We start from the raw sequence: 23,418 nt of genomic DNA, 5'->3' as shown, positions 1-23,418 counted from the left end.
CTCCGTGACAGATGGAACCGCTTGCTAGCCGCACCCGTCGGCATGCCGCGATAGTGTTCGCACGGCATGCCGGCCATGACTTCTCACGATTGATTCAACCGACAGGGATGCACCATGAGTCAGGTACCCGCTTCAATTTTTCGCGCCTACGACATCCGTGGCATCGTGGATGAGACCCTCACCGAAGACGGCGTGCGCGCCATCGGCCAATCCATCGGTAGCGAAGCCGCGGCACGCGGTGAGTCCACCGTCGTGGTCGCCCGCGATGGTCGCCTCTCCGGCCCGCGCCTGTCCAAGGCGCTGATTGCCGGCCTGCGCGATGCCGGCCGTGATGTCATCGACATCGGCATGGTGCCGACCCCGGTGCTCTACTACGCCACCAATATCCTGGAAGGCACCCGCTCCGGCGTGATGCTGACCGGCAGCCACAACCCGGCCAATTACAACGGTCTGAAGATCGTGCTGGCGGGTGAGACCCTGTCCGGCGACACCATCACCGACCTTTATCGCCGCCTGCAGGAAGGCGATCTGGCGCAAGGCGAAGGTAGCCTGCGTGAAGAAGACGTGCGCGAACGCTACCTGGATCAGATTACCGGCGACGTGGTCGTCAAGCGCCCGCTCAAGGCAGTGGTCGATTGCGGCAATGGCGTGGCTGGTGAGCTGGGCCCGGAGCTGATCCGTCGCCTCGGCGTCGAGACCATCCCGCTGTTCGAGGAGATCGATGGCAACTTCCCGAACCATCACCCGGACCCGGGCAAGCCGGAGAACCTGCAGGACCTGATCAGAACCATGCAGGAAACCGGCGCGGACATCGGTCTGGCCTTCGATGGCGACGGCGATCGCCTCGGCGTCGTCACGCCCAAGGGCGAGATCCTGTATCCCGACCGTCTGATGATGGCACTGTCGGAAGACCTCATTGAACGTGTACCGGGCGCGCGCATCATCTTCGACGTCAAGTGCACCGGCAACCTGGCCACCGTGATCGAGAAGGCGGGAGGCACACCGGAAATGTGGCGCACCGGCCACTCCCTGATCAAGGCGCGCATGAAGGAAACCGGCGCGGCCCTGGCCGGCGAGATGAGCGGCCACATCTTCTTCAAGGAGCGTTGGTTCGGCTTCGACGATGGCCTCTACGGCGCGGCGCGTCTGCTGGAAATCCTCGCCAAGCAGGATGTCGATGCCGACACCTTCTTCGCACGCTATCCGCAGGATCTGGGCACCCCCGAGATCAACGTGGAAGTGACCGATGAGACCAAGTTCGCTATCGTCGAGCGACTGGCCAGCGAAGGTGACTTCGGTGACGACGGCGTGAAGACCACGCTGGATGGCATTCGCGTCGACTACGCCGACGGCTGGGGCCTGTGCCGCGCCTCCAACACCACACCGGTGCTGGTACTGCGCTTCGAAGGCAAGTCAGAGGCGGCGCTGGAGCGCATCAAGGACAGCTTCCGCGCCGCACTGAAGCAGGCCGAGCCAAGCATCACCGCCCCGTTCTGATCGAGGCGTTCTGATCGGCCCGGGCAGGCGATCAACGACCGGCGCGGCAGCAGGATGACCGCCGTGCCGGTCCGCTGACTCCCCGGCCCGGGTGACTCTTTCCCATGGCAGCGCCGGTTGCCATCACCTCTTTCCATGACGTGGTGCGCGCAGGCGTAACGCAAGTGATAGTCTCGAGTGACAGCGTCCGAACTCTCCTTTCGGACCCAATTTCTGTGGAGTGATACGTTGATGAGCCACGCCAACCGCGACCCGCACCAGGTGGTCGAGGTCCTGTCCGAAGCCCTGCCCTATATCCAGCAGTTCTCGGGCAAGACCGTGGTGGTCAAATACGGCGGCAACGCCATGACCGAAGATACCTTGATCGACTCCTTTGCCCGCGACATGGTGCTGATGAAGGAAGTCGGCATCAACCCGGTGGTCGTGCACGGTGGCGGCCCTCAGATCGGCGCCCTGCTCAAGAAGCTGAACATCGAATCACGCTTCGTCGACGGCATGCGCGTGACCGACTCAGAGACCATGGATGTGGTCGAGATGGTACTGGGCGGCCTGGTCAACAAGGGCATCGTCAATCTGATCAACCAGTGCGGCGGCAAGGCCATCGGCGTCACCGGCAAGGACAGCGGCCAGATTCGCGCGCGTCAGCTCAAGGTCACCCGCCACATGCCGGGCATGAATGCCTCGGAAATCATCGATATCGGTCACGTCGGTGAAGTCGAGCATGTCTCGACGGATCTGATCGAGCTGCTGACCCGCAATGACTTCATTCCGGTGATCGCGCCGATCGGCGTCGACGATGAGGGACGCAGCTACAATATCAATGCCGACCTGGTCGCCGGCAAGGTCGCAGAAGCGCTGGGGGCGGAGAAGCTGATGCTGCTGACCAACGTCGCCGGCCTTCTGAACGCCGAGGGCGAAGTCATGACGGGGCTGACCACCGAAGCGGTGGATGGACTCATCGAGGATGGCACCATCTATGGCGGCATGCTGCCCAAGATCAGCTGCGCGCTGGATGCCGTCAAGCAGGGCGTGCGCAGTGCACACATCATCGATGGTCGCGTACCGCATGCCACCCTGCTGGAAATCTTCACCAATGCCGGTGTCGGCACCTTGATCAGCAATGCTGATCCGGACACCTCCAAGGCATGAAGAGCATAAAGCCGGGGCCAGACTTCCGGTGATTCGCGCGAGGCCAGCGACACGCCTCAGGACACGGACCCGCCCGCAGCACATCGCTGCAGGCCGCGAGAAATGACAAGATTCCATGACGCAGGCGAATCCAAAACAATCACGTCGCGAACAGATCCTCCAGGCACTTGCCTTGATGCTGGAAGAGGACAGCGGCAAACGTATCACCACCGCGGCATTGGCACGTCAGGTCGGCGTCTCCGAGGCTGCACTCTATCGTCACTTCCCCAGCAAGGCGCGCATGTTCGAAGGGCTGATCGAGTTCATCGAGAGCACCCTGTTCGAGCGCATCGCGCTGATTCTGCAGGACAACGATACGGCTCATGCCAGGGTGCACCATATCCTGAGCCTGCTGCTTGGCTTTGCCGAGAAGAATCCCGGACTGTGCCGCCTGCTCAACGGCGATGCCCTGACCGGGGAGACGGCTCGTCTGCGCGTGCGCATGGCGCAGCTGTTCGAACGTCTCGAGACCCAGCTCAAGCAGGTACTGCGCGAGGCCGAGCCTCGTGAAGGCCTGCGGCCTGCCATTACCGTGACAGCCGCAGCCAATCTCCTGCTGGCCAGTGCCGAAGGCCGCATCGGACAGTATGTCCGCAGCGACTATCGCAAGCGACCCACCGAGCACTGGGAAGAACAGTGGAGACTGTTGAGTCGCGACCTGCTGCTGAGCAGCCAGGAGCGGATTGCCGTCTGACGGCCCTCCGCTTGAGCAAAAGAAAAGCCCCCGCCTCGAAGAGACGGGGGCTTTTTCATGCCACCTTCACGTGCAGACTCAGTTGCCAGGCCCATAACGCTCGACGATGGCCGTCGCCGTCATCGGGCGCGCCAGCAGGTAGCCCTGATAACTGTCGCAGCGCAATCGCTTGAGCCCCTCGAACTGCGCCTGTGTCTCGACACCTTCCGCCACGATCTCGTGCCCCATCGAATGCCCCAGACTGATGATGGCACCTACCAGCTGGATGGCCTGCTCATTGGCTCCCTGCTCGCTGGCCACCTGACCGCCGCGCCCTTGCTCGGACGCATCTTCCGCCAGAGCGTCCATCTTCATCACGAAGCTGCGGTCGACCTTGAGCACATCCAGCGGCAGGGAAGACAGATAGGACAGTGACGAGTATCCCTGCCCGAAGTCATCCAGCGCCACACGCACACCGAGCTCCCGCAGTGCTCTCAGTACGCTGAGCCCACCCTCCATGTCCTGGATCAACAGGGTCTCCGTGACCTCGACCTCCAGGCGCGTCGGCGCGAGATTCTGACTCTCGAGCACGCTGATCACTTCATGCTCATAGCCCGAGGTCAGCTGGCGCGCCGAGAGGTTGACGGCCATGCGCGGCATGTAAAGGCCGCTTTCCTGCCAGCGCACCATCTGGGCGCAGGCCTCTTCCAGCACGAAACGCCCCAGCCGGAAGATGAGTCCCGTCTCTTCCGCGAGCGGAATGAACTGGGCCGGAGAGATCATGCCCAGCTCAGGATGCTGCCAGCGCAGCAACGCCTCGACCCCCAGCAGCTCTCCCGCCGCGTTCAGCTGCGGCTGGTAGTGAAGGAAGAGCTGCTGGCGCTCGATGGCCTGACGCAGGTCCTGCTCCAGCGTCATGCGCGAGGCGACATGCTTGTCCAGCGAGGACTCCCAGCGCAGGGCATGATCGCCACGCGACTTGGCATGATAGAGCGCCACGTCCGCATTGAGCATCAACGCCTGGGCATCACCATCTGCCTCGGCCAGGGAGTAGCCGGCCGTCAGGCTGATGATCAAGGGACGCCCGAGAATCGTGAAGGGGCGCTCCAGCTTCTGCTGGACATCGGCCACGATCTGCTCGGCTTGCTCGCCGACCTGAGGGAAATAGAGGCCGAACTCATCCGCCCCGAGACGCGCGACCAGGCCACCGGGCGGCAGGATGCGCCGCAGGCGCTCACCGATCGAGACCAGCAGCTGATCCCCCGCCTCATGCCCCAGGCCATCATTCACCGTCGAGAAGCGATCGATGTCGGCATAGATCATCACGCCTCCGATCGCGACCCGCTCATCCGCCGCCGCCATGAAGGCCTTGCGGTTGTAGAGCCCCGTCAAGGCATCGTGGCGCGCCAGGTAGTCGAGCTGACGCTCCGACTCCTTGTGGGCGCTGATATCCAGCAGCAGGCCTTCCCAGTAACGTACACCCTCCTCTCCCTCGATCATCACGCTGCGGTCCAGCACCCAGCGCTCGTGATCCGCGACGATTCTGAACACCTGTTCATGACGCATCTGAGCGCACATCGCCCAGTGACGCGCCGACGCGACGGACGGGCGATCCTCGGGATGGATCAGCTCATTGAGAGTGATGCCGGCCCCGACCAGAGACTCGGCCGAACGTCCGAACAATTCCGCGGCGCCACTGCTGATGAAGGTCAGCGTGCCGGTGTTGACCTCGATGCGATACACCACGCCGGGCAGGTTATCCATCAAGGTCACCAGAGTACGCGAGCGCGCCGCCATCGATTCGAGCTCGCCCTCCAGCTCATCGTGGCGCTCACTGCGTTGCCGCTCGGCACGCGCGATCATCACGCCAAGCACCACCAGGAAGATGCCTCCCAGCAGCAGACCGAACCAGATACGCTGCCACCAGACCCACCACAGGCTCGAGACAGGCTGACTGACGACGCTGAACAGCTTGAGTGGTGCGATAAAACTGCCCGCCGCCATGCGCGGACGGCCATCAAAGCCGTCCACGTGATAACGCCGCACGCCACGCTCGGAGATGTACTTGCCCATGTTGGCCAGCGTCGGCAACGGCAACTTTCCCGTCACCCCCAGCGCGTGCTCCTGGGGGCTGGAAAACAGCAGCAGTCCGTTGGTCGAGAACAGGCGCAGGCGCTGCCCGTCATCCGCCCCCGGATTGGCCAGCAGACTTCTGGACTCCGAGAAATCCAGGCACCCGATCAGCAGCCACGCCTTGTCCTCGAGCTGCATATGGCGATAGAAAGGCAAGCCGGGCTGTCCGGACCCGAGAGGCAATGCCGAACCGAACAACAGATTGCTTCTGCCGGGCAGGGATTGCGCCTCGGCCTGCGAGAGCTGCCACTTGCAGCTGCGCCCGACACCGATCTGATTGAGGCTGCTGCCACGATAATCGGCGAACGGCACCATCATCAGGGAGACCAGCGCCGGATGACGCCCCAGCGCACTCTCGAGCGAGCCTCTCCACTGTCTTGGTGTCTCCTCGTGCAACACACGCTCGAGCACCATCATCTCGCGGGCGACATCCGCCACGAGCTGTTCAGTCGAGATGTGCAGTTGCGTATCGAGCGCTTCGAGGCGTTGCATCTCCTGTTCGCGGACATCAAACCATTGTCCCGCCAGAAACAGCCCGCCCAACACCACCAGCAAAGCGACATTGATGCCAAGGATGCGCCACAGTGAATGTGTGCCTGGTTGACGCGAGGTAATCGGGTCCACATAGCCACCAATGAGGAAGGGAAATGACCGCTTAGCGTAGTGCAACAGAATGAAACATTCTGTTGCACGATACAACTGTCTACTGCCATAGCCGGTCGTTTCACTGTCCCTCAACGACAGAAGCCCCGCCGGAACACCGGCGGGGCTTCATCTACTGCGGGAAGTCAGCGAGGGAGTGTCAGGCAGCGAACCCTTCGCTCATGTCACCCATCGATTCACGCAGCTTCTTCATGGCGTTCTTTTCCAGCTGACGGATACGTTCTGCCGAGACACTGTAGATGTCTGCCAGCTCGTGCAACGTCGCCTTGTTGTCGCTCAACCAGCGCTGCTGGAGGATATCGCGCGAACGCTCATCCAATGCTGCCAGTGCCTTGAGCAGACGCCCGTGGGAGTCATCTTCCAGATCCTGCTGCTCGACCTGAGCCGCCGGATCGAGACTGTGGTCCTCGAGATAATTGACCGGCGCCTGGTAAGCGGAGCTCTCGTCATCACTGGGACCCGCATCGAAGCCGGCATCGTGAGCCGAGAGACGACTTTCCATCTCGCGTACCACCGATGGCTTGACGTCCAGGTCGCCTGCGATGGCGTCCACTTCTTCATTGTTCAGCCATGCCAGACGCTTCTTGGCACCGCGAAGATTGAAGAACAGCTTGCGCTGGGCCTTGGTGGTCGCGACTTTCACGATGCGCCAGTTGCGCAGCACGAACTCGTGAATCTCGGCCTTGATCCAATGCACGGCAAAGGACACGAGGCGAACGCCCTGATGGGGGTCAAAGCGCTTGACCGCTTTCATCAGGCCGACATTGCCTTCCTGGATCAGGTCCGCCTGCTGCAAGCCATAGCCGCTGTAGCTGCGCGCGATATGTACCACGAAGCGCAGGTGCGACATGACGAGTCGACGGGCCGACTCCAGATGATTCTCTTCATGCAACCGCAGGGCAAGCTCATGCTCTTCTTCAGCAGTAAGCACAGCGATACGGTTCACCGACTGGATATAGCCGTTTAGATCTTGACCCGGTGACAGGTGGCCAAGTGGCTGAAGACTGGTGCTCATAATGCAGATGTCTCCATGGTTGCCTAACACGCATGCAAGTAGTGAGACTGTGAAGGTTGCGACAGGTTCCCGTCAATAGCTGTACATGACGTGTACAATTGTCATGACGAGTAGCGCTTCGTAACGCCAGCGGGTGTGCGGTACGTTTAACCACCCACCAGCCCCTTCACTGACGCCCGGCGCAATTGTTTCCGGAGCGTAACTGATGACCTTTCTGGAGAGGAACACTGGCGGAAAACCGCGAAAAAAGATCGGCATCAGCGCGGAGAAATACTCGCCAGATGACGTCCGACCGCGATCCAGGCCCCCAACCAACCCAGTATTGTACTCGAAAACAGCAGCGTGGTACCCCCTGTGATGCCCAGTGCGGGCAACACATAGTTGCCGCCATAACTTTGTACAAGAGCCGTCACGGGTGCCGCCAACCAGTTACCGCCAAGCGCCAGAATGCCACACGCCAGCAACCCGCCGCCCAGGCCATACCAGGCACCGCTATAAAGGAAGGGACGCCGCACGAAGGCGTGGGTCGCACCGATCAGGGTCACGACCTCGATCTCCTGCCGGCGGCTCTCCACCGACAGCCGGATGGTATTGCCTACCACCAGCAGCACTCCCAGTCCGAAGAGTAGCGCAAGTCCCAGCGTCACTTTCTGACCCAGCTCACTCAATTGACGCAGACGCTCCAGCCACGCCAGATCCAGCCGTGCACTCTCGACGCCCGGCTCGCCCTCGAGGCGTGCGGCAAGATCGCGGACGGATTCCGGCGAGGTATCCAGCGGCGTGATGACGATGCTGGCCGGCAAGGGGTTGTCGTCCAGCAGGCTTAGTGAGCGCTTGAGATCGAGTGCCTGGGCGAATTCCTGCATGCCCTCGGCGGCAGTGATCAGGCGTACGCCCCCGACGCCCGGGGCGCCGCGCAGCTTGTCCGACAGCGTCAGTGCCTGGCTCTCGTCGACCGACGTCTCGAGATAGAGGGTGAGCTGAGCGCTGTCATTGAGCTCATTGTCCAGCAGGCGCGCGCTGTCCAGCGCCAGCCACAGCGCGGCAGGCAGTGTCAGCGCGATGGCGATCGCCAGCATGGTCAGCAGGCTGGCGACCGGAGTGACCAGCAGACGGCGTGCGCTGTCACGCGCCATGGCGCCATGATGACGCAGCCAGCTGCGATAGCGACTCTCGACGGAAATCCGGCTGGAGCGCGCGCCCTTGCGCGCCTGACGCTCGACAGACTCCGTGGATTCGACAGCGTCCGAGGCGGCCTTGGCGGCACGACCTCTTCCCGCCTGGCGCTTGTCGGACGAGGACTCGTGGTGAGTGCGGGGAGGGCTCATCGGGCCTCCTTGTCGGCAATCAGGCGACCGTCGGAAAGCTCCAGCGTGCGATGGTGCAGACGCGCGATCAGCGCCAGATCATGACTGGCGATCATCACCGTGGTACCGATGCGATTGAAGTCCTCGAACAGACGCATGATATCGGTCGAGAGTTTCGGGTCCAGGTTGCCGGTCGGCTCATCCGCCAGCAGCAAGGCTGGCTTGTTGACCACCGCACGCGCGATGCCCACGCGCTGCTGCTCCCCCCCGGAGAGTTCGATGGGCAGCGCCTTCTCACGATGCAGCAGGCCCACCTTGTCGAGAGCGGCACGCACGCGACGCGCCTGCTCGCGCGGCGTGCCCCCCTGGATCATCAGGGGCAGCGCCACGTTGTGGAAGATGTTGCGATCGCTCAGCAGCTGATGGTCCTGAAAGACCACACCGATCTGGCGGCGGTAGTAAGGCACCTGCGAGGCATGCAGGCGTCCGATATCGTGCCCGGCCACCAGGATACGGCCACGCGAGGGACGCTCGAGGAGCATGATCAGCTTGAGCAATGAGCTCTTCCCTGCCCCGGAATGCCCGGTCAGGAACGCCATCTCGCCACGCTCGATGCGAAAATCGAGCCCGGCGAGTGCATCGAAGCGCCCTCCATAGCGCTTGCCCACATGCTCGAAGGCAATCATGCCTCGCGTGTCTCCGCGCCATCCGCCGGACGTGCATCCTCTTCCTCTCCGGCACGCGCGAACAGGGCGTTGACGAAATCGTCCGCCGCGAAGGGCCGCAGATCATCCACTCCCTCCCCGACACCGATGTAGCGAATCGGCAGATTGAGCTGCTTGGCCAGCGCGAAGATGATGCCACCCTTGGCGGTACCATCCAGCTTGGTCAGCGTCAGGCCGGTGATGTTGACCGCTTCATGGAAGGTGGAGGCCTGTGACAGCGCGTTCTGGCCGGTACCGGCATCCAGCACCAGCATCACTTCGTGGGGCGCGGCGACGTCCAGCTTGGCCATCACGCGCTGCACCTTCTTGAGCTCTTCCATCAGGTGGCTCTTGTTGTGCAGACGACCCGCGGTATCGGCGATCAGGATATCGACGTTACGCGCCTTGGCGGCTTCCAGGGCGTCATAGATGACCGAGGCGCTGTCAGCACCGGTGTGCTGCGCGATGACCGGCACCTTGTTGCGCTCGCCCCAGACCTTGAGCTGTTCCACCGCTGCGGCACGGAAGGTATCGCCCGCCGCCAGCATCACGCTGCGGCCCTGGCTCTGGTAGCGCTTGGCCAGCTTGCCGATGGTGGTGGTCTTGCCGACCCCGTTGACCCCGATCATCAGGATCACGAAGGGGCCATCGCCCTTGGCCGGCAGCTCGAGATCCTTCGCGACCGGCGCCAGCATCACGCGCAGCTCTTCCTGCAGCGCTTCGTAGAGCGCCTGCGGCTCCTTCAATTCCTTGCGCGAGATGCGCGCGGTCAGGTTGTCGATGATCTCGGTGGTGGCCTCGATGCCCACATCTGCCATCAGCAGCTGGGTCTCGAGGTCTTCCATCAGCTCATCGTCGATCTGCTTCTTGCCGAGGAACAGACTGGCGACACCCTCGGTCAGGTTGGCGCGCGTCTTGCCTAGACCTGCCTTGATGCGCGCGAAGAAGCCACGACGCGGCTTCTCACGTCCATCGCGCGCCGTATCGCGGGCATCCTCATCGTCTACCGTGGCATCAGCCTCCGCCACGGCGACTTCGGCAGCACGGGCCTCTTCTTCCAGGCGAGCCTGCTCCAGCGCGGCCTGTTCTTCGGCCTCGATGGCGGCCAGCTGCGCGGCAGCCAGGCGCTCTTCTTCTTCGCGGGCGGCGAGGCGCTCAGCTTCAGCCTTCTCAGCTTCAACTCGGGCAGCTTCCTCGGCGGCGAGACGCTCGGCTTCGGCTTTCTCAGCTGCCACCTTTTCAGCCTCGACACGGGCGGCTTCCTCGGCGGCGAGACGCTCGGCTTCGGCCTTCTCAGCTGCCGCCTTTTCAGCCTCGACACGGGCAGCTTCCTCGGCGGCGAGACGCTCGGCTTCGGCTTTCTCAGCTGCCGCCTTTTCAGCCTCGACACGGGCAGCTTCCTCGGCGGCCAGGCGCTCGGCTTCCGCCTTTTCGGCCTCTAGCTGGGCTGCCTGCTCGGCAGTGTCCTGCTTGCCGGAGTCCTGCTCGTGGGGCGTGGCATCTTGTGTCTGTTCAAGAGCCTGTTGCTCGAGGGCCTGCTGCTCGGAGGCTTGCTGCTCCTGAGCCTTGTGTTTCTTGCGCTTGAAAAAACCGAACATGGCGAGACAGTCCTGAACTCGTGAAAGTGGCGTCATCCTACCATCCCTTCAGGCCTTAAGGTACGCACCACGCGGCATCCGGCGTCGCACATGCTAGACTCGCGGCATGAAAAAACGCGCACCTCACAAAGGCCCCGCACGGGGCAAATCCTCAGCCCCCTCGCGCTCTGGCAAGGCAGGGCCAGCGGGGCGTCTGCGAATCATCGGCGGACGTTTCAAGCGCCGCCTGCTGACCGTGATCGAGGCGCCCGGCCTGCGGCCGACGCCAGACCGCGTTCGCGAGACACTCTACAACTGGCTCGGCTTTCATGTCGGTGGCGCCAGAGTACTGGATCTGTTCGCCGGCAGCGGCGCACTGGGACTCGAGGCGCTGTCACGGGAGGCAGCCCAGGTCACCTTCGTGGAACGCGAGAGCCGTGTCGCTCGGGCGCTGGCCGACAACATCACGACCCTGAGCAATGAAGGCCAGCTGCCGGCGACGGTCATCACCGCCGACGTGATCCACTGGCTACAGAGCGGCACCCCGCCCGAGGAGGGCGTGGATCTGGTCCTGCTCGACCCGCCCTTCCGGCTCGGACTCGCCGCCGAGAGCTGCGAGCTGCTCGAGTCGCGGGGCTGGTTGAAGGATGGCGCCATGATCTATCTGGAAGTCGAGGCGGAGCTGACGCCTCAGGTCCCCGCCAACTGGCAGCTGCATCGCGAGAGTCGCGCCGGCGACAGTCACGGACGCCTCTATCGACGCCAGCAACCGGCCTGAGCACCTTTCGCGCTTGTGTCGATAAAGGCAGCATCGTAGTCTGCCTGCAGGCGGGTATCGCTGCGCCGTTCCGGCAGGGACTGCCGGGGTGGCCGATCTTCATCGCACCAGCATTCACCGCATACTTTTACCGCCCTCAACGAACACCCTCGAGCCCTTGGGGCCCGACAAGGAGATAGCATGAGCACTGAACTCTTTACCCAGCTTGAGCAGAAAGTCGGCCAGGCGATCGACTCCATCGAGATGCTGAAGATGGAAGTCGATGAGCTGAAGGAAGAAAACCAGCGTCTGAGCGACGCCAAGCAAGGCCAGGGCGAGGAACTGGAGCAGCTGCGTCAGGCCAATGCGCGCCTGCAGGAAGAGCGCGACCAGTGGGCGAGCCGTCTGGAAGGCCTGATCGCCCGCTTCAGCGAGAACGAGAGCGAGACCCAGAGCGCCTGATCACTCTGGCCTTGCAGCACGACAACGCCGCCGACAGTCTCCTGTCGGCGGCGTTGTCGTCTCTGTCAGCAGTCGCTTGCGATGTGCCCCAGAAGGCCAGCCTCTGAAGAGATGTCCGGTCGGCACCTCACTCCAGTGACAGCGACATCAGCAGCGCATCTTCGCGAGTTCCCGAGGGCGCAGGAGGCAAGGCCGGGTAGTAGCCGCGCCGCACGCCATCCACATGGAACCCGGCATGCGCATAGAGCGCACGCGCCGCGTCATTGCCTGCTCGCACCTCCAGCAACAGGCGCTCCAGCCCCGTGGCATGATGCCATTGTCTGGCGCGCTCGATCGCTGCCTGCAACAGGGCCCGCCCGATGCCCTGACCGCGCAGGTCAGCATGCACGGTGATCGCCTCGATCTCGGCCTCGAAAGGGCCGCGCGCCAGTACCACGAATCCCGCCAACCGCTCAGGCGTGGCTGGCGCATGCCAGCCAAGAATGCAGCGTGAGGCATCGCTGAGCACATCCGCCAGCTGGCATCTGGAGAGCCCATGCGCCTGGGTGCTCTCGATGGCCTGCAATGCCGCCAGCGTCGCATCATCCAGCACCAGCTTGCGCACCGCGCCCGTCTCGCCGTCAGCCCCGCTCATGACGACGTGCCTTCCGTCATCCCGCGGGACCACGCCTTTCCCCAGCGAATCAGCAGCGGCCACAGCTGGCGCTTGGCATCACTGGAGCGCGCCAGCGTGACAAGCTCGGGCCCCTGCCAGACGGGAATGTCCAGCAGGCTTGAGGTTTCGGCGTCTCCCGAGGAGGAGGTGATGCCCAGCACCTCACGCAGGGTCGCGCAGTCTTCGCGATTGCCGAAGATCAGGACCCGCTCGGGCTGCCAATCACGGCGTGCGGGGCCATTCAGGAAGGCCCGCAATCCCTCCCGAGCCTCATCCAGCGGTGCACTGGCCTTGAGGTTCGCGAGCAATGGCCAGCGGAAGTGACTGAACGTCAGGTCTGTCGTCGGCGTGATGCCTGCCGCCCGCCACAATGCCTTCAGCAACGCCTCGCCTTCCAGATGCGGCGCCTCATCACCGGGCAACATGACCAACCAGCGTCCGTCGAGTGCTGCCAGCTGTACGCTGAATCGCAGCGGCGGCTGGTCGGCCGGAGGCGTGGCCTGCGCCTCGACCATTGTCTCCGTCGTCGCCTGAGCAGGTGGCGTTCCCCAGGAGGCCGTGCTGCTTGACTCGTCCCCCGTCGCCACGGCCGTGGCCACGGAGGCCTCGGCCGGCGCCATGCCCAGAAGGGCGCGCGCACTGGCGGCAGGCGATGGTCCCGGTGCTCGCGCAGGAGCCGGCTCCGCCTGCGGCGAGCTCACCGTCGGTTGCGGCGCCTCTTCAATCAGCGCATGCAGACGTGCCTGAGGTGCCACCGGCTCAGCCACCACCGGCTCTGGCCATTCACAGGCCTCGGTGGGCAGCGCATTGGGCAGCTGATAGCGACCGACCCAGGCGGTCAGGCCCATGGCGTCCAGGTATTGCAGGCGTTGCGGTTCAGAGGTCATGGTCAGTGCTTGCCACCGCCCAGGCAGTTGGGGGATTCGGGAATCTCACCGCCGCGCGCCGTCCATTGCTGCGGGGTATACAGATGCAACGCCAGCGCGTGGACGGGGCCGGCGAGCTCTTCATCCAGCAGGGCGTACAACAGCTGGTGACGCTTGACCGGCATCAGGCCGTCAAAGCGCTCGCTGACCAGCGTGACCTTGAAGTGCGTCTCGGAATTGGCCGGCACGCTATGCATGTGGCTCTCGTTGACGACCTCGACCATCAGCGGGTCGAGCGTCGCTAGCTTGCTTTCTATCCGGGCCTGGACGCTCATGCGCGATCTCCTTGAATGGGGCAGCCGCCGAGCGGATGGACGGCAGGTGAAATGAAACGACATGTCGGGAAAAGGGCGCTCCACGTGACAGGTACCGCGTGGCAGATACCACGGGGAAAGCCGCCACAGAACGCAAATGGCCCCGAGCACATTGCCCGAGGCCATTGTAACGCCTGTCGCGCTGACTGACAGCGCCGTCACGTCAACAGACGGCGCGCGACGGACTCAATCGAGATCCGCCAGCAGCTCGTCGTCCACTTCGCAGACTTCCAGCGGCGCCTCGTCATCCAGGTCAACGGCCAGGTAGCTGTGCTCGACGGTCAGGAAGCGCTCGAACAGCGCCTTGTCCATCGGCTCCGGCCAATGGCGGGTGTCTTCCTCCCAGGCGCGCAGCTCGCTTTCCAGCACGTCCAGCCAGCGCTCGGACACGAAGCCATCCAGCGCTTCGCGAGTGTCCATCTCGGGAATCAGGTAGACGGTACTCTCCTGATTGACATCCTCCAGCGCCAGATCCTCACCTCCCTCACCTTCGGATTCCAGCGAGTTGATCCAGTCGACAAACGCCTGGGTCGGCTTGACGCTCAGGGCGGAACGGTTAAGCAGCTTCATTCTGCACTCTCCAGGACATTCAGGGGACAATTCCCAAGGCAGGACACCGCCATCGTGGGTGGCTCGACACAGCCGGCACACGCTCTCGCACGGTAGACCTCGACGATACTGTCGTCAGCTTCAGCACCATGAAACGGCTGACTGACAGGACGCCGACCATTATGGCCGCTCGCAGGCAACAAAGCCAAGCACCGCCTCGCCTCATCCGTGACGATTGCGCCTCGGCCACCGCTCGTCGTCAGCCAATGTCGCCCTGCAGAGACCACGACGCCCCCGATCGAGGATCGGAGGCGTCGCAAGTGCCATCAGCGCGGTTCGTCACGATGACTCACCACGGGAGGCGAGCAGCGCGATCAGCCCTGCTGCGGACGCATCGCCGGGAACAGCAGCACATCGCGGATGGAGGCGCTGTCGGTCAGCAGCATCACCAGACGGTCGATGCCGATGCCTTCACCCGCCGTCGGCGGCATGCCGTATTCCAGCGCGCGCACGTAGTCGGCGTCGTAGAACATGGCTTCGTCATCCCCGGCATCCTTCTCGGCCACCTGAGCCTGGAAGCGCTCGGCCTGATCTTCGGCGTCGTTGAGCTCCGAGAAGCCATTGGCGATCTCGCGGCCACCGACGAAGAACTCGAAGCGATCGGTCACGTGCGGGTTGGCATCGTTGCGACGCGCCAGCGGGCTGACTTCGGCCGGGTACTCGGTGATGAAGGTCGGCTGGTCGAGACGGTGCTCGGCGACGGCTTCGAAGATCTCGGTCTCGAGCTTGCCCAGCCCCCAGATCGGCTTGACCTGGATACCGAGACGCTCCGCCGTGGCGCGTGCGGCGTCGTAATCGGCCAGGTCGGCTGCGGTGATGCCATCGCCATACTTGATGATCGACTCGCGCATGGTCATCTGGATGAACGGCTGGCTCAGGTCGTACTCGCTGCCCTGACAGGTGATCTGCGTAGTGCCGAGCACTTCCTGAGCTGCGGTGCGGATCATGTCTTCGGTCAGCGCGATCAGGTCACGGTAGTCCGCGTAGGCCCAGTAGAACTCGAGCATGGTGAACTCGGGATTGTGACGCGTCGACAGCCCTTCGTTGCGGAAGTTGCGGTTGATCTCGAACACGCGCTCGAAGCCACCCACCACCAGACGCTTCAGGTACAGCTCCGGGGCGATGCGCAGGTACATTTCCATGTCCAGCGCATTGTGGTGCGTGATGAACGGACGCGCGGTCGCGCCACCCGGAATCTGCTGCAGCATCGGCGTCTCGACTTCCATGAAGCCGCGGTCGCTGAGGAAACGACGGATGGAGGCGACGATGCCGGCACGCAGCGCGAAGGTGCGACGTGACTGCTCGTTCATGATCAGATCGACATAGCGCTGGCGATAGCGCATTTCCTGGTCGGACAGACCATGGAACTTGTCCGGCAGCGGACGCAGGTTCTTGGTCATCAGCTGGGCACTTTCGATCATGACGTACAGATCGCCCTTGCCGGACTTGTGCACCGGGCCACTGGCACCGACGATGTCGCCGATGTCCCAGCCCTTGATGTCCTCGAGCAGCGCTTCCGGCAGGCCCTTCTTGTCGACATAGAGCTGAATCTGGCCGGAGACTTCCTGCAGCACGATGAAGGGGCCACGCTTGCGCATGATGCGCCCGGCGACGGCGGCCTTGCGGTCCAGCGTCTCCAGCTCGGCCTTGTCCTTCTCGCCCAGCTCCGCCTGCAGGTCAGCGGCGAGGCTGTCACGACGGAAGTCATTCGGGAAGGCGCTCTTGCCTTCGGCGGCGGCCTGCTCACGGCGGGCACTCAGCTTGGCGCGACGTTCGGCGATCAGGCGATTCTCTTCCTGAGCCTGTTCGGCGGCCTGCTGCTCATCAATGGCGGGGGTCTGCTCTGTCGACATGGAGGGGCCTGTCTCGTATCAAAGGGTCATGGCCAAAGCCACGACAGATCAAGATCAGCCTGGGGATAGCGCATCAGGACTGATCGCGATTCGGGAATTCGTGGCCTCCGCCGGCGATACCGGCGGAGGCGAATGGGCGCTGGTTCGCGAGTCTCCTCGCGATCAGAGCCCCATCTTGAGGCTGGCGACGATGAAGTCATCGAGATCGCCGTCGAGCACCTTGTCACAGTTGCTCGACTGGACACCGGTCCGCAAGTCCTTGATGCGCTGGTCATCGAGGACGTAGGAGCGGATCTGGCTGCCCCAACCGATGTCGGACTTGGAGTCCTCGAGTTCCTGCTTGGCGGCGTTGCGCTTCTGCATCTCGGCTTCGTAGATACGCGCCTTCAGCATCTTCATGGCGCGGTCACGGTTGGAGTGCTGGCTGCGCTCGGTCTGGCAGGCCGCCACGATCCCTGTCGGGATGTGGGTGATACGTACCGCGGAGTCGGTGGTGTTGACGTGCTGACCACCGGCACCGGAGGAGCGATAGGTATCGGTGCGCAGATCGGCCGGATTGATGTCGATCTCGATGTTGTCATCGATTTCCGGCGACACGAACACGGACGCGAACGAGGTGTGACGACGGCCGCCGGAGTCGAAGGGACTCTTGCGCACCAGACGGTGCACACCCAGCTCGGTGCGCAGCCAACCGAAGGCATAGTCGCCCTCGATGTGAATGGTGGCGGACTTGATGCCCGCGACTTCACCGGCACTCGCCTCGACGATCTCGGTCTTGAAGCCGTGATGCTCGGCCCAGCGCAGGTACATGCGCAGCAGCATGTTGCCCCAGTCCTGAGCTTCGGTACCACCGGAGCCGGCCTGGATGTCGAGGTAGGCGTTGTTGGCATCCATGTCACCGGAGAACATCCGGCGGAACTCGAGCTTCTCGAGACTGGCCTTGAGCTGATCCAGCTCGCGGACGACTTCGTCCACGGTGCCTTCATCCTCTTCCTCGACCGCCATCTCCAGCAGGTCAGCGCAGTCGGACAGGCCGTTGCTCATGTCGTCGAGGGTCTTGACGACCAGCTCCAGCGACGCACGCTCCTTGCCGAGTTTCTGCGCGTATTCCGGGTCATTCCAGACATCCGGATTCTCGAGTTCGCGAGTGACTTCCTCTAGCCGATCCTGCTTTTCGGCATAGTCAAAGATACCCCCTCAGGACTTCTGCCCTTTCGGACAGGTCCTTGATGAGGTTGGTGATCGGATTGATCTCTTGCATGGTCGTCCTGTCTTGAGGCGATGATGCGTGAATGGGGCGCGACAGCCCTGTCGAAGGGGACAGCCTGCGAGACGTTGTCCACTGGACACCTGCGCAGATCGACAGCGCGCGAAGCCCGATATTGTAGCCATTTCCCGGCGTGGCGACCATGCCCGCCCCATCATCCGTGGCCAGGTGGCCGAAGGACGCTCTCGGGTATCCGTCACGCTGCCCGCCAGCCGGCAGCTGCCTGCCTTCCATGCGACTGCGACCAAAGTCATTCAAACGGCTGTCAGCCCCAGAACGCCCGATTTTCCGTGTCTTGCATGGCGATCATCGAATGCATGCATGAGCTATCCATTTTTTAACATGGACAGCAGGCAGGAAAAGACTCGATGGTAGAAGGCATCACTCGTATTCCCCCTAACAACAATAGCGAGCCTCCCTACCATGGCACTACTGCACTCCTCGTCTCATGCGCCGGCCCTCCCCAAGCGCTTCGCGCTCAAGCGACTGGCAAGCTCCCTGCTGCTGGCCGGGAGCATCGCCGCTTCCCCGGGCCTCATGGCCGATACGCTCAAGCTGGCGATCATGGGAGAGCCGGCCTCGCTGGACCCGCAGCAGATCTCCGGCACCTGGGAAAATGACGTGGTGGGCGATCTCTTCGAGGGGCTGGTCACCGAAGCCGCCGATGGCGAGCGCATCCCCGGCGCGGCCGAGTCATGGCAGATTTCCGATGACGGCAAGACCTATACCTTCACGCTGCGCCAGGACGGCAAGTGGTCTGACGGTGAGCCGGTGACCGCCGAGGACTTCGTGTACGCGCTCAAGCGCATCATGACACCCGAGAACGCCTCGGATTACGCCTACATCCTGTATCCGATCAAGAATGCCAAGGCCATCAACAGCGGCGAGGCCGAGCCGGATACCCTCGGCGTGCGAGCCGTGGATGACCACACTCTCGAGATCACCCTCGAGCGCCCGACGCCCTACTTCCTGGACCAGCTCTCGCATTACACCGCCTACCCGCTGCCGAAACATGTGGTGGAGAAGTACGGCAAGGACTGGACCGACCCCGGCAAGATGGTCTCCAACGGCGCCTTCGAGCTGAGCGAGTGGCAGCCGCAGACCCGCATCGTCGCGGTCAAGAATCCTGAATTCCACGATGCCAAGGAGGTCGCGCTGGATGAGGTGATCTACTACCCCATCGAGGAGCGCAACAGCGCCCTGAAGCGCTTCCGTGCCGGCGAGATCGACATCGCACGCGAATTCCCCACCCAGCAATACGGCTGGCTGAAGGACAATCTGCCGGACGCCACCCACGTCGCGCCCTACCTGGGTATCTACTACTACGTGCTCAATTCACGCGACGGCCATGCCACGGCAGACCCGCGGGTGCGCGAGGCGCTCAACCTCTCCATCCGCCGCAACATCATCACCGACAAGATTCTCGGCACCGGCGAAGTGCCGGCCTACAGCTTCGTGCCCACCGGCGTGAACCACTACGACATCCAGGAGATGCCCTTCAAGGACATGTCGATGGATGAACGCATGCAGAAGGCCAGGTCTCTGATGGAGGACGCCGGCTACGGCCCGGACAACCCGCTGGAGCTGACCCTGCGCTACAACACCAGCGAAGACCACAAGAAGGTGGCCATCGCCGCCGCCGCGATGTGGAAGCCGCTGGGCGTGAAGGTCAATCTGCTGAATGCCGAGGTGGCGGTGCACTACGAGGACATGCGCCAGGGCAAGTTCGATGTCGGTCGCGCCGGCTGGATCGGCGATTACAACGACGCCCAGAACTTCCTCAACCTGCTGGAAACCGGCGTGCCCAACAATTACGGCGCCTATTCCAACAAGGCGCTGGATGACGACATGCAAAAGGCCGCCGATACCCTCGACATGGATGACCGAGAAGCCCTGATGCAGGACGCCGAGCGCAAGGCGCTGGATGACTACGCCGTGTTGCCGATCTACTACTACGTGTCACGCAACCTGGTGAATCCCAAGCTCAGCGGCTGGCAGGGCAACATCGAGGATATCCACCGCTCACGCTGGGTCTCGTTCTCCGAATGAGGCGAGCCTGCTGAGCCTCTGACCAGGCTCGCCGCTCTCTCGAATGTCATGGGTTCACGCGGCTGTCCACCGGGGCAGCCGCGTGGCATCTGCCAAGGATGGCACCAGAAGATGCCGTCGCGCCCCACGGGCGTGACAAGGAGTCGACGCATGTCCCCCACTTCCTCGATGCAATGCGCGGCAAGCCTCGGCGCAGGCCTGCTGCTGTCCGTTCTCTCCGTGTCCATGAGCGCTTCCAGCAGCGCCATGGCCGCACAAGCCACAAGCTCCACAAGCTCCATAAGCCCCGCAAGCCAGGACGAACAGATCCTGCGCATCGCCAATGGCGCCGAACCCGGCTCGCTGGACCCGCAACAGACCAGCGGCACCTGGGAGACACGCATCGTGCGTGATCTGTTCGAGCCGCTGATCGCCTACTCCGCCGACGGCGAGCTGATTCCCGGGCTGGCAGAGCGCTGGGAGTCGTCCGCCGATGGACGGATCTGGACCTTCCATCTGCGCGCGGGGCTTGTGTGGTCAGACGGCACGCCGTTGACCGCCGAGGATGCAGTCTTTGCGCTGCGCCGCCTGCTGACACCGGCTACCGCGGCCCACAACGCCACCCTCTACTACCCGATCGTCAATGCCCGCGCGGTGAATACCGGCGCGCTGCCCCCGGATCAGCTCGGCGTGGCCGCGCCCGATGCGCAGACGCTCACCATCACGCTCAGTCATCCGTCGGCAACACTGGCGCAGACGCTGGCGATGAGCGAAGCCGCCCCGCTGCCACGCCATGTCATCGTGGCCAATGGCGCTGACTGGACGCGGCCGGCCAACATGGTCACCTCGGGCGCCTTCGTGCTCAAGGAATGGGCGCCGCAGTCGCATATCACGCTGACACCCAACGCGCGCTATCACGGCGCACAGAACGTCACTCTCGACGAGGTGGTCTACCTGCCCATCGAGGAGAGCCATGCCGCGCTCAATCGCTTCCGTGCGGGTGAAGTCGAGATCGCCTATGGCGTACCCGCCAGCCACTACGCGTGGATTCAGGACAATCTGGCCGAGGCCCTGCACACCTACCCGATCCTCGGCGAGTACTTCTATGTCTTCAATCTGCGCGAGGGCTCGCCCGTGGCGGACCGGCGCATTCGTCGCGCGCTGAATCTGGCCACGCGTCGTGAGGTGATCACCGAGCGCATTCTCGGCATGGGCCAGATCCCCTCCTGGCATTTCGTGCCCGAGGCGTTGAGTGAACATCAGGGCGCGCGCTTCGACTTCGCTGACTGGTCGATGGACCGGCGCATGGCGAAGGCCCGCGAGCTGATGGCAGACGCGGGCTACGGGCCAGACCACCCGCTTGAGCTGACCCTGCGCTACAACACCCTGGAAGACCACAAGAAGATCGCCGTGGCGCTCGGAGCGATGTGGAAGCCGCTGGGCGTGCACGTGACGCTGACCAATACCGAGGCCGCGGTGCATTACCGGGATCTGGCGCTGGGCGATTTCGAGGTCGGCCGTTACGGCATGATCGCGACCATCGCCGATGCCTACGACTTCCTGAACGCCTTCAGCAGCAACAACACCTCCAACGCACCCGGGCTCAGCTCACCGGCTTACGATGCGCTGATCGAGGCGGCGGCGCGCGAGGGCGATGACGATGCTCGCCGGCAACAACTGCACGATGCCGAGCAGTATCTGCTCGACCACGATGTGGTGCTGCCGCTCTACGACTACGTCACCTCCAGCCTCGTGACCCCCGCCATCAGCGGCTGGGCCCCCAACGCGCTGGACGTTCACCCGAGTCGCTATCTGCATATCGACACCTCGCACTGACAGACCACAGCCACCCATAACAACGACACACCCGGGCAGCGGCCCGAACGGAGCACTGGATGCTGAGCTACACCCTCAAACGGTTGCTGCAGGCGATTCCCACCCTGCTGATCGTGATCACCCTGTCGTTCTTCCTGATGCGGGTCGCCCCGGGCGGCCCCTTCGATGGCGAACGCCGCCTGCCGCCGGAAATCGAGCAGAACCTGCGCGCGGCCTATCACCTGGATGAACCGCTGCCGATGCAGTACATCCGCTATCTGGGTGATCTGGTACAGGGCGATCTCGGCCCGTCCTTCAAGTACAAGGACTTCGACGTCAGCGAGCTGATCAGCCAGGGCTTCCCGGCCAGTCTGGAACTGGGCATGTGGGCGATTCTGGCCGCGTTGCTGATCGGCGTGCCGCTGGGGGTGATCGCGGCCATCCGGCGCAACTCGACGGCGGATTACGTGGTGATGAGTACCGCACTGGCGGGGATCGCGGTGCCCAACTTCGTGATCGCTCCGCTGCTGGCGCTGGTGTTCGGCGTGCTGCTCGGCTGGCTGCCGGCCGGCGGCTGGAACGGCGGCGCCTGGCAGAACCTGCTGCTGCCGGTGGTGGCACTCTCCATCCAGCAGATCGCCTACATCGCCCGCATGATGCGCGCCAGCATGATTGAGGTACTGGGCAGTCACTACATCCGCACCGCCCGCGCCAAGGGGCTGAGCGAGTGGAAGGTGATTCTGCGCCATGCCTTGCGACCGGCGATGCTGCCGGTGGTCTCCTACCTCGGCCCGGCCATCGCCGGGATCATCACCGGCTCGATGGTGATCGAGCAGATCTTCGGCATTCCCGGCATCGGGCGCTATTTCGTGCAGGGTGCACTCAATCGTGACTACACCCTGGTGATGGGCACGGTGGTCTTCTATGGCGCCTTGATCCTGCTGCTCAACCTGATCGTCGATCTGCTCTACAGCATGCTCGACCCGCAGATCCGCTACGACGACTGACCCGAGGCCCTGACATGTCACAGACAACTCCCGCCCCCCACGGCACCGGCGCTGCCAGTGCCTTCGACGGCCAGCCCCCTGCGGCACCGGCAGGCGACAGCCTGACCCGCGATGCCTGGCGTCGTCTCAAGCAGAACCGCGCCGCCATGTGCAGCCTGGTGGTGATGACCCTCGTCGTGCTGGCCTGCCTGATCGGCCCATGGCTGACGCCCTTCGAACTCGACGAGGTCGACTGGAACGCCATCGGCACCGGCCCGGACCTGGCCTCCGGCCACATCTTCGGCACCGACGTCAACGGCCGTGACCTGCTGACCCGTACCCTGCATGGCGGCCAGATCTCGCTGTCGGTGGCGCTGGTCGCCACCTTCGTCAGCCTGGTGATCGGCGTGCTCTACGGCGCCGTCTCCGGCTACTTCGGCGGGCGCACCGACAATCTGATGATGCGCTTCGTCGACATCATGTATTCGCTGCCGTTCATGTTCCTGGTGATCCTGCTGATGGTGGTGTTCGGTCGCAACATCTTCCTGATCTACGCCGCCATCGGTGCGGTGGAGTGGCTGGACATGTCGCGGATCGTGCGCGGCCAGGTGCTGGCACTCAAGAAGCGCGAATTCGTCGAGGCGGCGCATGCACTCGGCGTGCGTGATCTGCAGGTCGTGACGCGTCACCTGATTCCGAACGCGCTGGGCCCGGTGATCGTCTACGTCACGCTGACGGTGCCCAAGGTCATCCTGCTGGAGAGCTTCCTGTCATTCCTCGGGCTTGGCGTGCAGGAACCGCTGACCTCCTGGGGCGTGTTGATCTCCGAAGGCAAGGACATGATGGAGACCGCGCCCTGGATGCTGCTGGTGCCCTCGGCCTTCCTCGCCGCGACCCTGTTCTGCCTCAACTTCCTCGGCGATGGCCTGCGTGACGCCCTCGACCCCAAGACTCGCTGAACCGGAGCGCTGATCATGACCTCTTCACCT

General features: G+C 63.5%; 20 protein-coding genes. 9 read left to right on the top strand and 11 right to left on the bottom strand.

Translation table 11 applies throughout. The annotated features are described in order from the left end of the window. Positions 1–114 precede the first annotated feature (114 nt). The 3 genes from BFX80_RS01470 to slmA all read left to right on the top strand — a co-directional run bounded on the left by BFX80_RS01470 (position 115) and on the right by slmA (position 3,379). Positions 115–1,497 carry a phosphomannomutase/phosphoglucomutase gene (locus tag BFX80_RS01470; protein ID WP_084207806.1) on the top strand — a complete coding sequence of 461 codons (1,383 nt, stop codon included), beginning with the start codon at positions 115–117 and terminating at the stop codon, positions 1,495–1,497. A gap of 231 nt (positions 1,498–1,728) precedes the next feature. After that, a complete protein-coding gene (gene argB, locus BFX80_RS01465; RefSeq protein ID WP_084207805.1) occupies positions 1,729–2,646 on the top strand; it encodes an acetylglutamate kinase in 918 nt (305 codons plus the stop codon). A gap of 115 nt (positions 2,647–2,761) precedes the next feature. After that, positions 2,762–3,379 carry a nucleoid occlusion factor SlmA gene (gene slmA / locus BFX80_RS01460; RefSeq protein ID WP_077377757.1) on the top strand — a complete coding sequence of 206 codons (618 nt, stop codon included), beginning with the start codon at positions 2,762–2,764 and terminating at the stop codon, positions 3,377–3,379. A 78-nt stretch (positions 3,380–3,457) separates the two neighbouring features. On the opposite strand, the gene BFX80_RS01455 is transcribed toward slmA, so the two are convergent. The 5 genes from BFX80_RS01455 to ftsY form a co-directional block, all read right to left on the bottom strand. Beyond that, positions 3,458–6,115 carry a putative bifunctional diguanylate cyclase/phosphodiesterase gene (locus tag BFX80_RS01455; RefSeq protein WP_139345486.1) on the bottom strand — a complete coding sequence of 886 codons (2,658 nt, stop codon included), beginning with the start codon at positions 6,113–6,115 and terminating at the stop codon, positions 3,458–3,460. 178 nt (positions 6,116–6,293) lie between these two features. After that, positions 6,294–7,169 (bottom strand): RNA polymerase sigma factor RpoH, encoded by an 876-nt coding sequence (gene rpoH, locus BFX80_RS01450; protein WP_084207803.1) that lies wholly within the window; start codon positions 7,167–7,169, stop codon positions 6,294–6,296. A gap of 257 nt (positions 7,170–7,426) precedes the next feature. Continuing rightward, complete coding sequence (gene ftsX, locus BFX80_RS01445) at positions 7,427–8,497, bottom strand: permease-like cell division protein FtsX (protein ID WP_127734385.1); 1,071 nt, start codon at positions 8,495–8,497, stop codon at positions 7,427–7,429. After that, positions 8,494–9,162 (bottom strand): cell division ATP-binding protein FtsE, encoded by a 669-nt coding sequence (gene ftsE, locus BFX80_RS01440; protein ID WP_084207802.1) that lies wholly within the window; start codon positions 9,160–9,162, stop codon positions 8,494–8,496. Before ftsE ends, ftsX begins: the two co-directional genes overlap by 4 nt. Further along, positions 9,159–10,778 carry a signal recognition particle-docking protein FtsY gene (gene ftsY / locus BFX80_RS01435; protein ID WP_084207801.1) on the bottom strand — a complete coding sequence of 540 codons (1,620 nt, stop codon included), beginning with the start codon at positions 10,776–10,778 and terminating at the stop codon, positions 9,159–9,161. Before ftsY ends, ftsE begins: the two co-directional genes overlap by 4 nt. A 106-nt stretch (positions 10,779–10,884) precedes the next feature. Here ftsY and rsmD point away from each other — a divergent pair, with 106 nt between their 5' ends. Continuing rightward, positions 10,885–11,535, top strand: a complete 651-nt coding sequence (gene rsmD / locus BFX80_RS01430) for a 16S rRNA (guanine(966)-N(2))-methyltransferase RsmD (protein ID WP_084207800.1) — start codon at positions 10,885–10,887, stop codon at positions 11,533–11,535. Positions 11,536–11,715: 180 nt separating this feature from the next. After that, positions 11,716–11,976, top strand: coding sequence for a cell division protein ZapB (zapB, locus tag BFX80_RS01425; protein ID WP_077377738.1), 261 nt, complete (start codon positions 11,716–11,718; stop codon positions 11,974–11,976). 127 nt (positions 11,977–12,103) lie between these two features. Here the strand turns inward: zapB and BFX80_RS01420 are convergent, their stop codons facing one another. From BFX80_RS01420 to prfB, 6 genes are all read right to left on the bottom strand, one after another. Further along, positions 12,104–12,610: a GNAT family N-acetyltransferase gene (locus BFX80_RS01420; protein WP_084207799.1), complete on the bottom strand. Its 507-nt coding sequence runs from the start codon at positions 12,608–12,610 to the stop codon at positions 12,104–12,106. Then, positions 12,607–13,518, bottom strand: coding sequence for a hypothetical protein (locus BFX80_RS01415; RefSeq protein ID WP_084207798.1), 912 nt, complete (start codon positions 13,516–13,518; stop codon positions 12,607–12,609). The genes BFX80_RS01420 and BFX80_RS01415 overlap by 4 nt, the downstream gene beginning before the upstream one ends. Positions 13,519–13,520: 2 nt before the next feature. Continuing rightward, positions 13,521–13,832 carry a BolA family protein gene (locus tag BFX80_RS01410; protein ID WP_077377728.1) on the bottom strand — a complete coding sequence of 104 codons (312 nt, stop codon included), beginning with the start codon at positions 13,830–13,832 and terminating at the stop codon, positions 13,521–13,523. 225 nt (positions 13,833–14,057) lie between these two features. Beyond that, positions 14,058–14,441, bottom strand: coding sequence for a hypothetical protein (locus tag BFX80_RS01405; protein WP_084207797.1), 384 nt, complete (start codon positions 14,439–14,441; stop codon positions 14,058–14,060). 353 nt (positions 14,442–14,794) lie between these two features. Then, complete coding sequence (lysS, locus tag BFX80_RS01400) at positions 14,795–16,333, bottom strand: lysine--tRNA ligase (protein WP_077377722.1); 1,539 nt, start codon at positions 16,331–16,333, stop codon at positions 14,795–14,797. Between the two features lie 162 nt (positions 16,334–16,495). Then, positions 16,496–17,594, bottom strand: a protein-coding gene (gene prfB / locus BFX80_RS01395) for a peptide chain release factor 2 (RefSeq protein WP_103751451.1) whose coding sequence is annotated in 2 segments (ribosomal slippage) — positions 16,496–17,518 and positions 17,520–17,594 — 1,098 coding nt in all. Because the reading frame shifts where the segments join, the coding sequence is not laid out codon by codon here. Between the two features lie 429 nt (positions 17,595–18,023). On the opposite strand from prfB, the gene BFX80_RS01390 reads away from it, so the two are divergent. The 4 genes from BFX80_RS01390 to BFX80_RS01375 all read left to right on the top strand — a co-directional run bounded on the left by BFX80_RS01390 (position 18,024) and on the right by BFX80_RS01375 (position 23,388). Beyond that, positions 18,024–19,649, top strand: coding sequence for a peptide ABC transporter substrate-binding protein (locus BFX80_RS01390; protein ID WP_084207796.1), 1,626 nt, complete (start codon positions 18,024–18,026; stop codon positions 19,647–19,649). A gap of 150 nt (positions 19,650–19,799) precedes the next feature. Then, positions 19,800–21,464 (top strand): peptide ABC transporter substrate-binding protein, encoded by a 1,665-nt coding sequence (locus BFX80_RS01385; protein WP_164850245.1) that lies wholly within the window; start codon positions 19,800–19,802, stop codon positions 21,462–21,464. Between the two features lie 59 nt (positions 21,465–21,523). Beyond that, positions 21,524–22,450, top strand: coding sequence for an oligopeptide ABC transporter permease OppB (oppB, locus tag BFX80_RS01380; protein WP_084207795.1), 927 nt, complete (start codon positions 21,524–21,526; stop codon positions 22,448–22,450). A gap of 14 nt (positions 22,451–22,464) precedes the next feature. Continuing rightward, a complete protein-coding gene (locus BFX80_RS01375) occupies positions 22,465–23,388 on the top strand; it encodes an ABC transporter permease (RefSeq protein ID WP_084207794.1) in 924 nt (307 codons plus the stop codon). Positions 23,389–23,418 lie beyond the last annotated feature (30 nt).

Origin of the sequence: Cobetia marina, assembly GCF_001720485.1 — a bacterium.
Lineage (GTDB): Bacteria > Pseudomonadota > Gammaproteobacteria > Pseudomonadales > Halomonadaceae > Cobetia > Cobetia marina.
The sequence above is the reverse complement of the archived record's forward strand: the minus strand, read 5'-3'. Positions and strand labels throughout refer to the sequence as shown.

Excerpts from the sequence above, each read along its gene's own strand:
- BFX80_RS01470 (WP_084207806.1), top strand. The coding sequence starts at position 115 with ATGAGTCAGGTACCCGCTTCAATTTTTCGCGCCTACGACATCCGTGGC.
- argB (WP_084207805.1), top strand. The coding sequence starts at position 1,729 with ATGAGCCACGCCAACCGCGACCCGCACCAGGTGGTCGAGGTCCTGTCC.
- slmA (WP_077377757.1), top strand. The coding sequence starts at position 2,762 with ATGACGCAGGCGAATCCAAAACAATCACGTCGCGAACAGATCCTCCAG.
- rpoH (WP_084207803.1), bottom strand. The coding sequence starts at position 7,169 with ATGAGCACCAGTCTTCAGCCACTTGGCCACCTGTCACCGGGTCAAGAT.
- ftsX (WP_127734385.1), bottom strand. The coding sequence starts at position 8,497 with ATGAGCCCTCCCCGCACTCACCACGAGTCCTCGTCCGACAAGCGCCAG.
- ftsE (WP_084207802.1), bottom strand. The coding sequence starts at position 9,162 with ATGATTGCCTTCGAGCATGTGGGCAAGCGCTATGGAGGGCGCTTCGAT.
- ftsY (WP_084207801.1), bottom strand. The coding sequence starts at position 10,778 with ATGTTCGGTTTTTTCAAGCGCAAGAAACACAAGGCTCAGGAGCAGCAA.
- rsmD (WP_084207800.1), top strand. The coding sequence starts at position 10,885 with ATGAAAAAACGCGCACCTCACAAAGGCCCCGCACGGGGCAAATCCTCA.
- zapB (WP_077377738.1), top strand. The coding sequence starts at position 11,716 with ATGAGCACTGAACTCTTTACCCAGCTTGAGCAGAAAGTCGGCCAGGCG.
- BFX80_RS01420 (WP_084207799.1), bottom strand. The coding sequence starts at position 12,610 with ATGAGCGGGGCTGACGGCGAGACGGGCGCGGTGCGCAAGCTGGTGCTG.
- BFX80_RS01415 (WP_084207798.1), bottom strand. The coding sequence starts at position 13,518 with ATGACCTCTGAACCGCAACGCCTGCAATACCTGGACGCCATGGGCCTG.
- BFX80_RS01410 (WP_077377728.1), bottom strand. The coding sequence starts at position 13,832 with ATGAGCGTCCAGGCCCGGATAGAAAGCAAGCTAGCGACGCTCGACCCG.
- BFX80_RS01405 (WP_084207797.1), bottom strand. The coding sequence starts at position 14,441 with ATGAAGCTGCTTAACCGTTCCGCCCTGAGCGTCAAGCCGACCCAGGCG.
- lysS (WP_077377722.1), bottom strand. The coding sequence starts at position 16,333 with ATGTCGACAGAGCAGACCCCCGCCATTGATGAGCAGCAGGCCGCCGAA.
- BFX80_RS01390 (WP_084207796.1), top strand. The coding sequence starts at position 18,024 with ATGGCACTACTGCACTCCTCGTCTCATGCGCCGGCCCTCCCCAAGCGC.
- BFX80_RS01385 (WP_164850245.1), top strand. The coding sequence starts at position 19,800 with ATGTCCCCCACTTCCTCGATGCAATGCGCGGCAAGCCTCGGCGCAGGC.
- oppB (WP_084207795.1), top strand. The coding sequence starts at position 21,524 with ATGCTGAGCTACACCCTCAAACGGTTGCTGCAGGCGATTCCCACCCTG.
- BFX80_RS01375 (WP_084207794.1), top strand. The coding sequence starts at position 22,465 with ATGTCACAGACAACTCCCGCCCCCCACGGCACCGGCGCTGCCAGTGCC.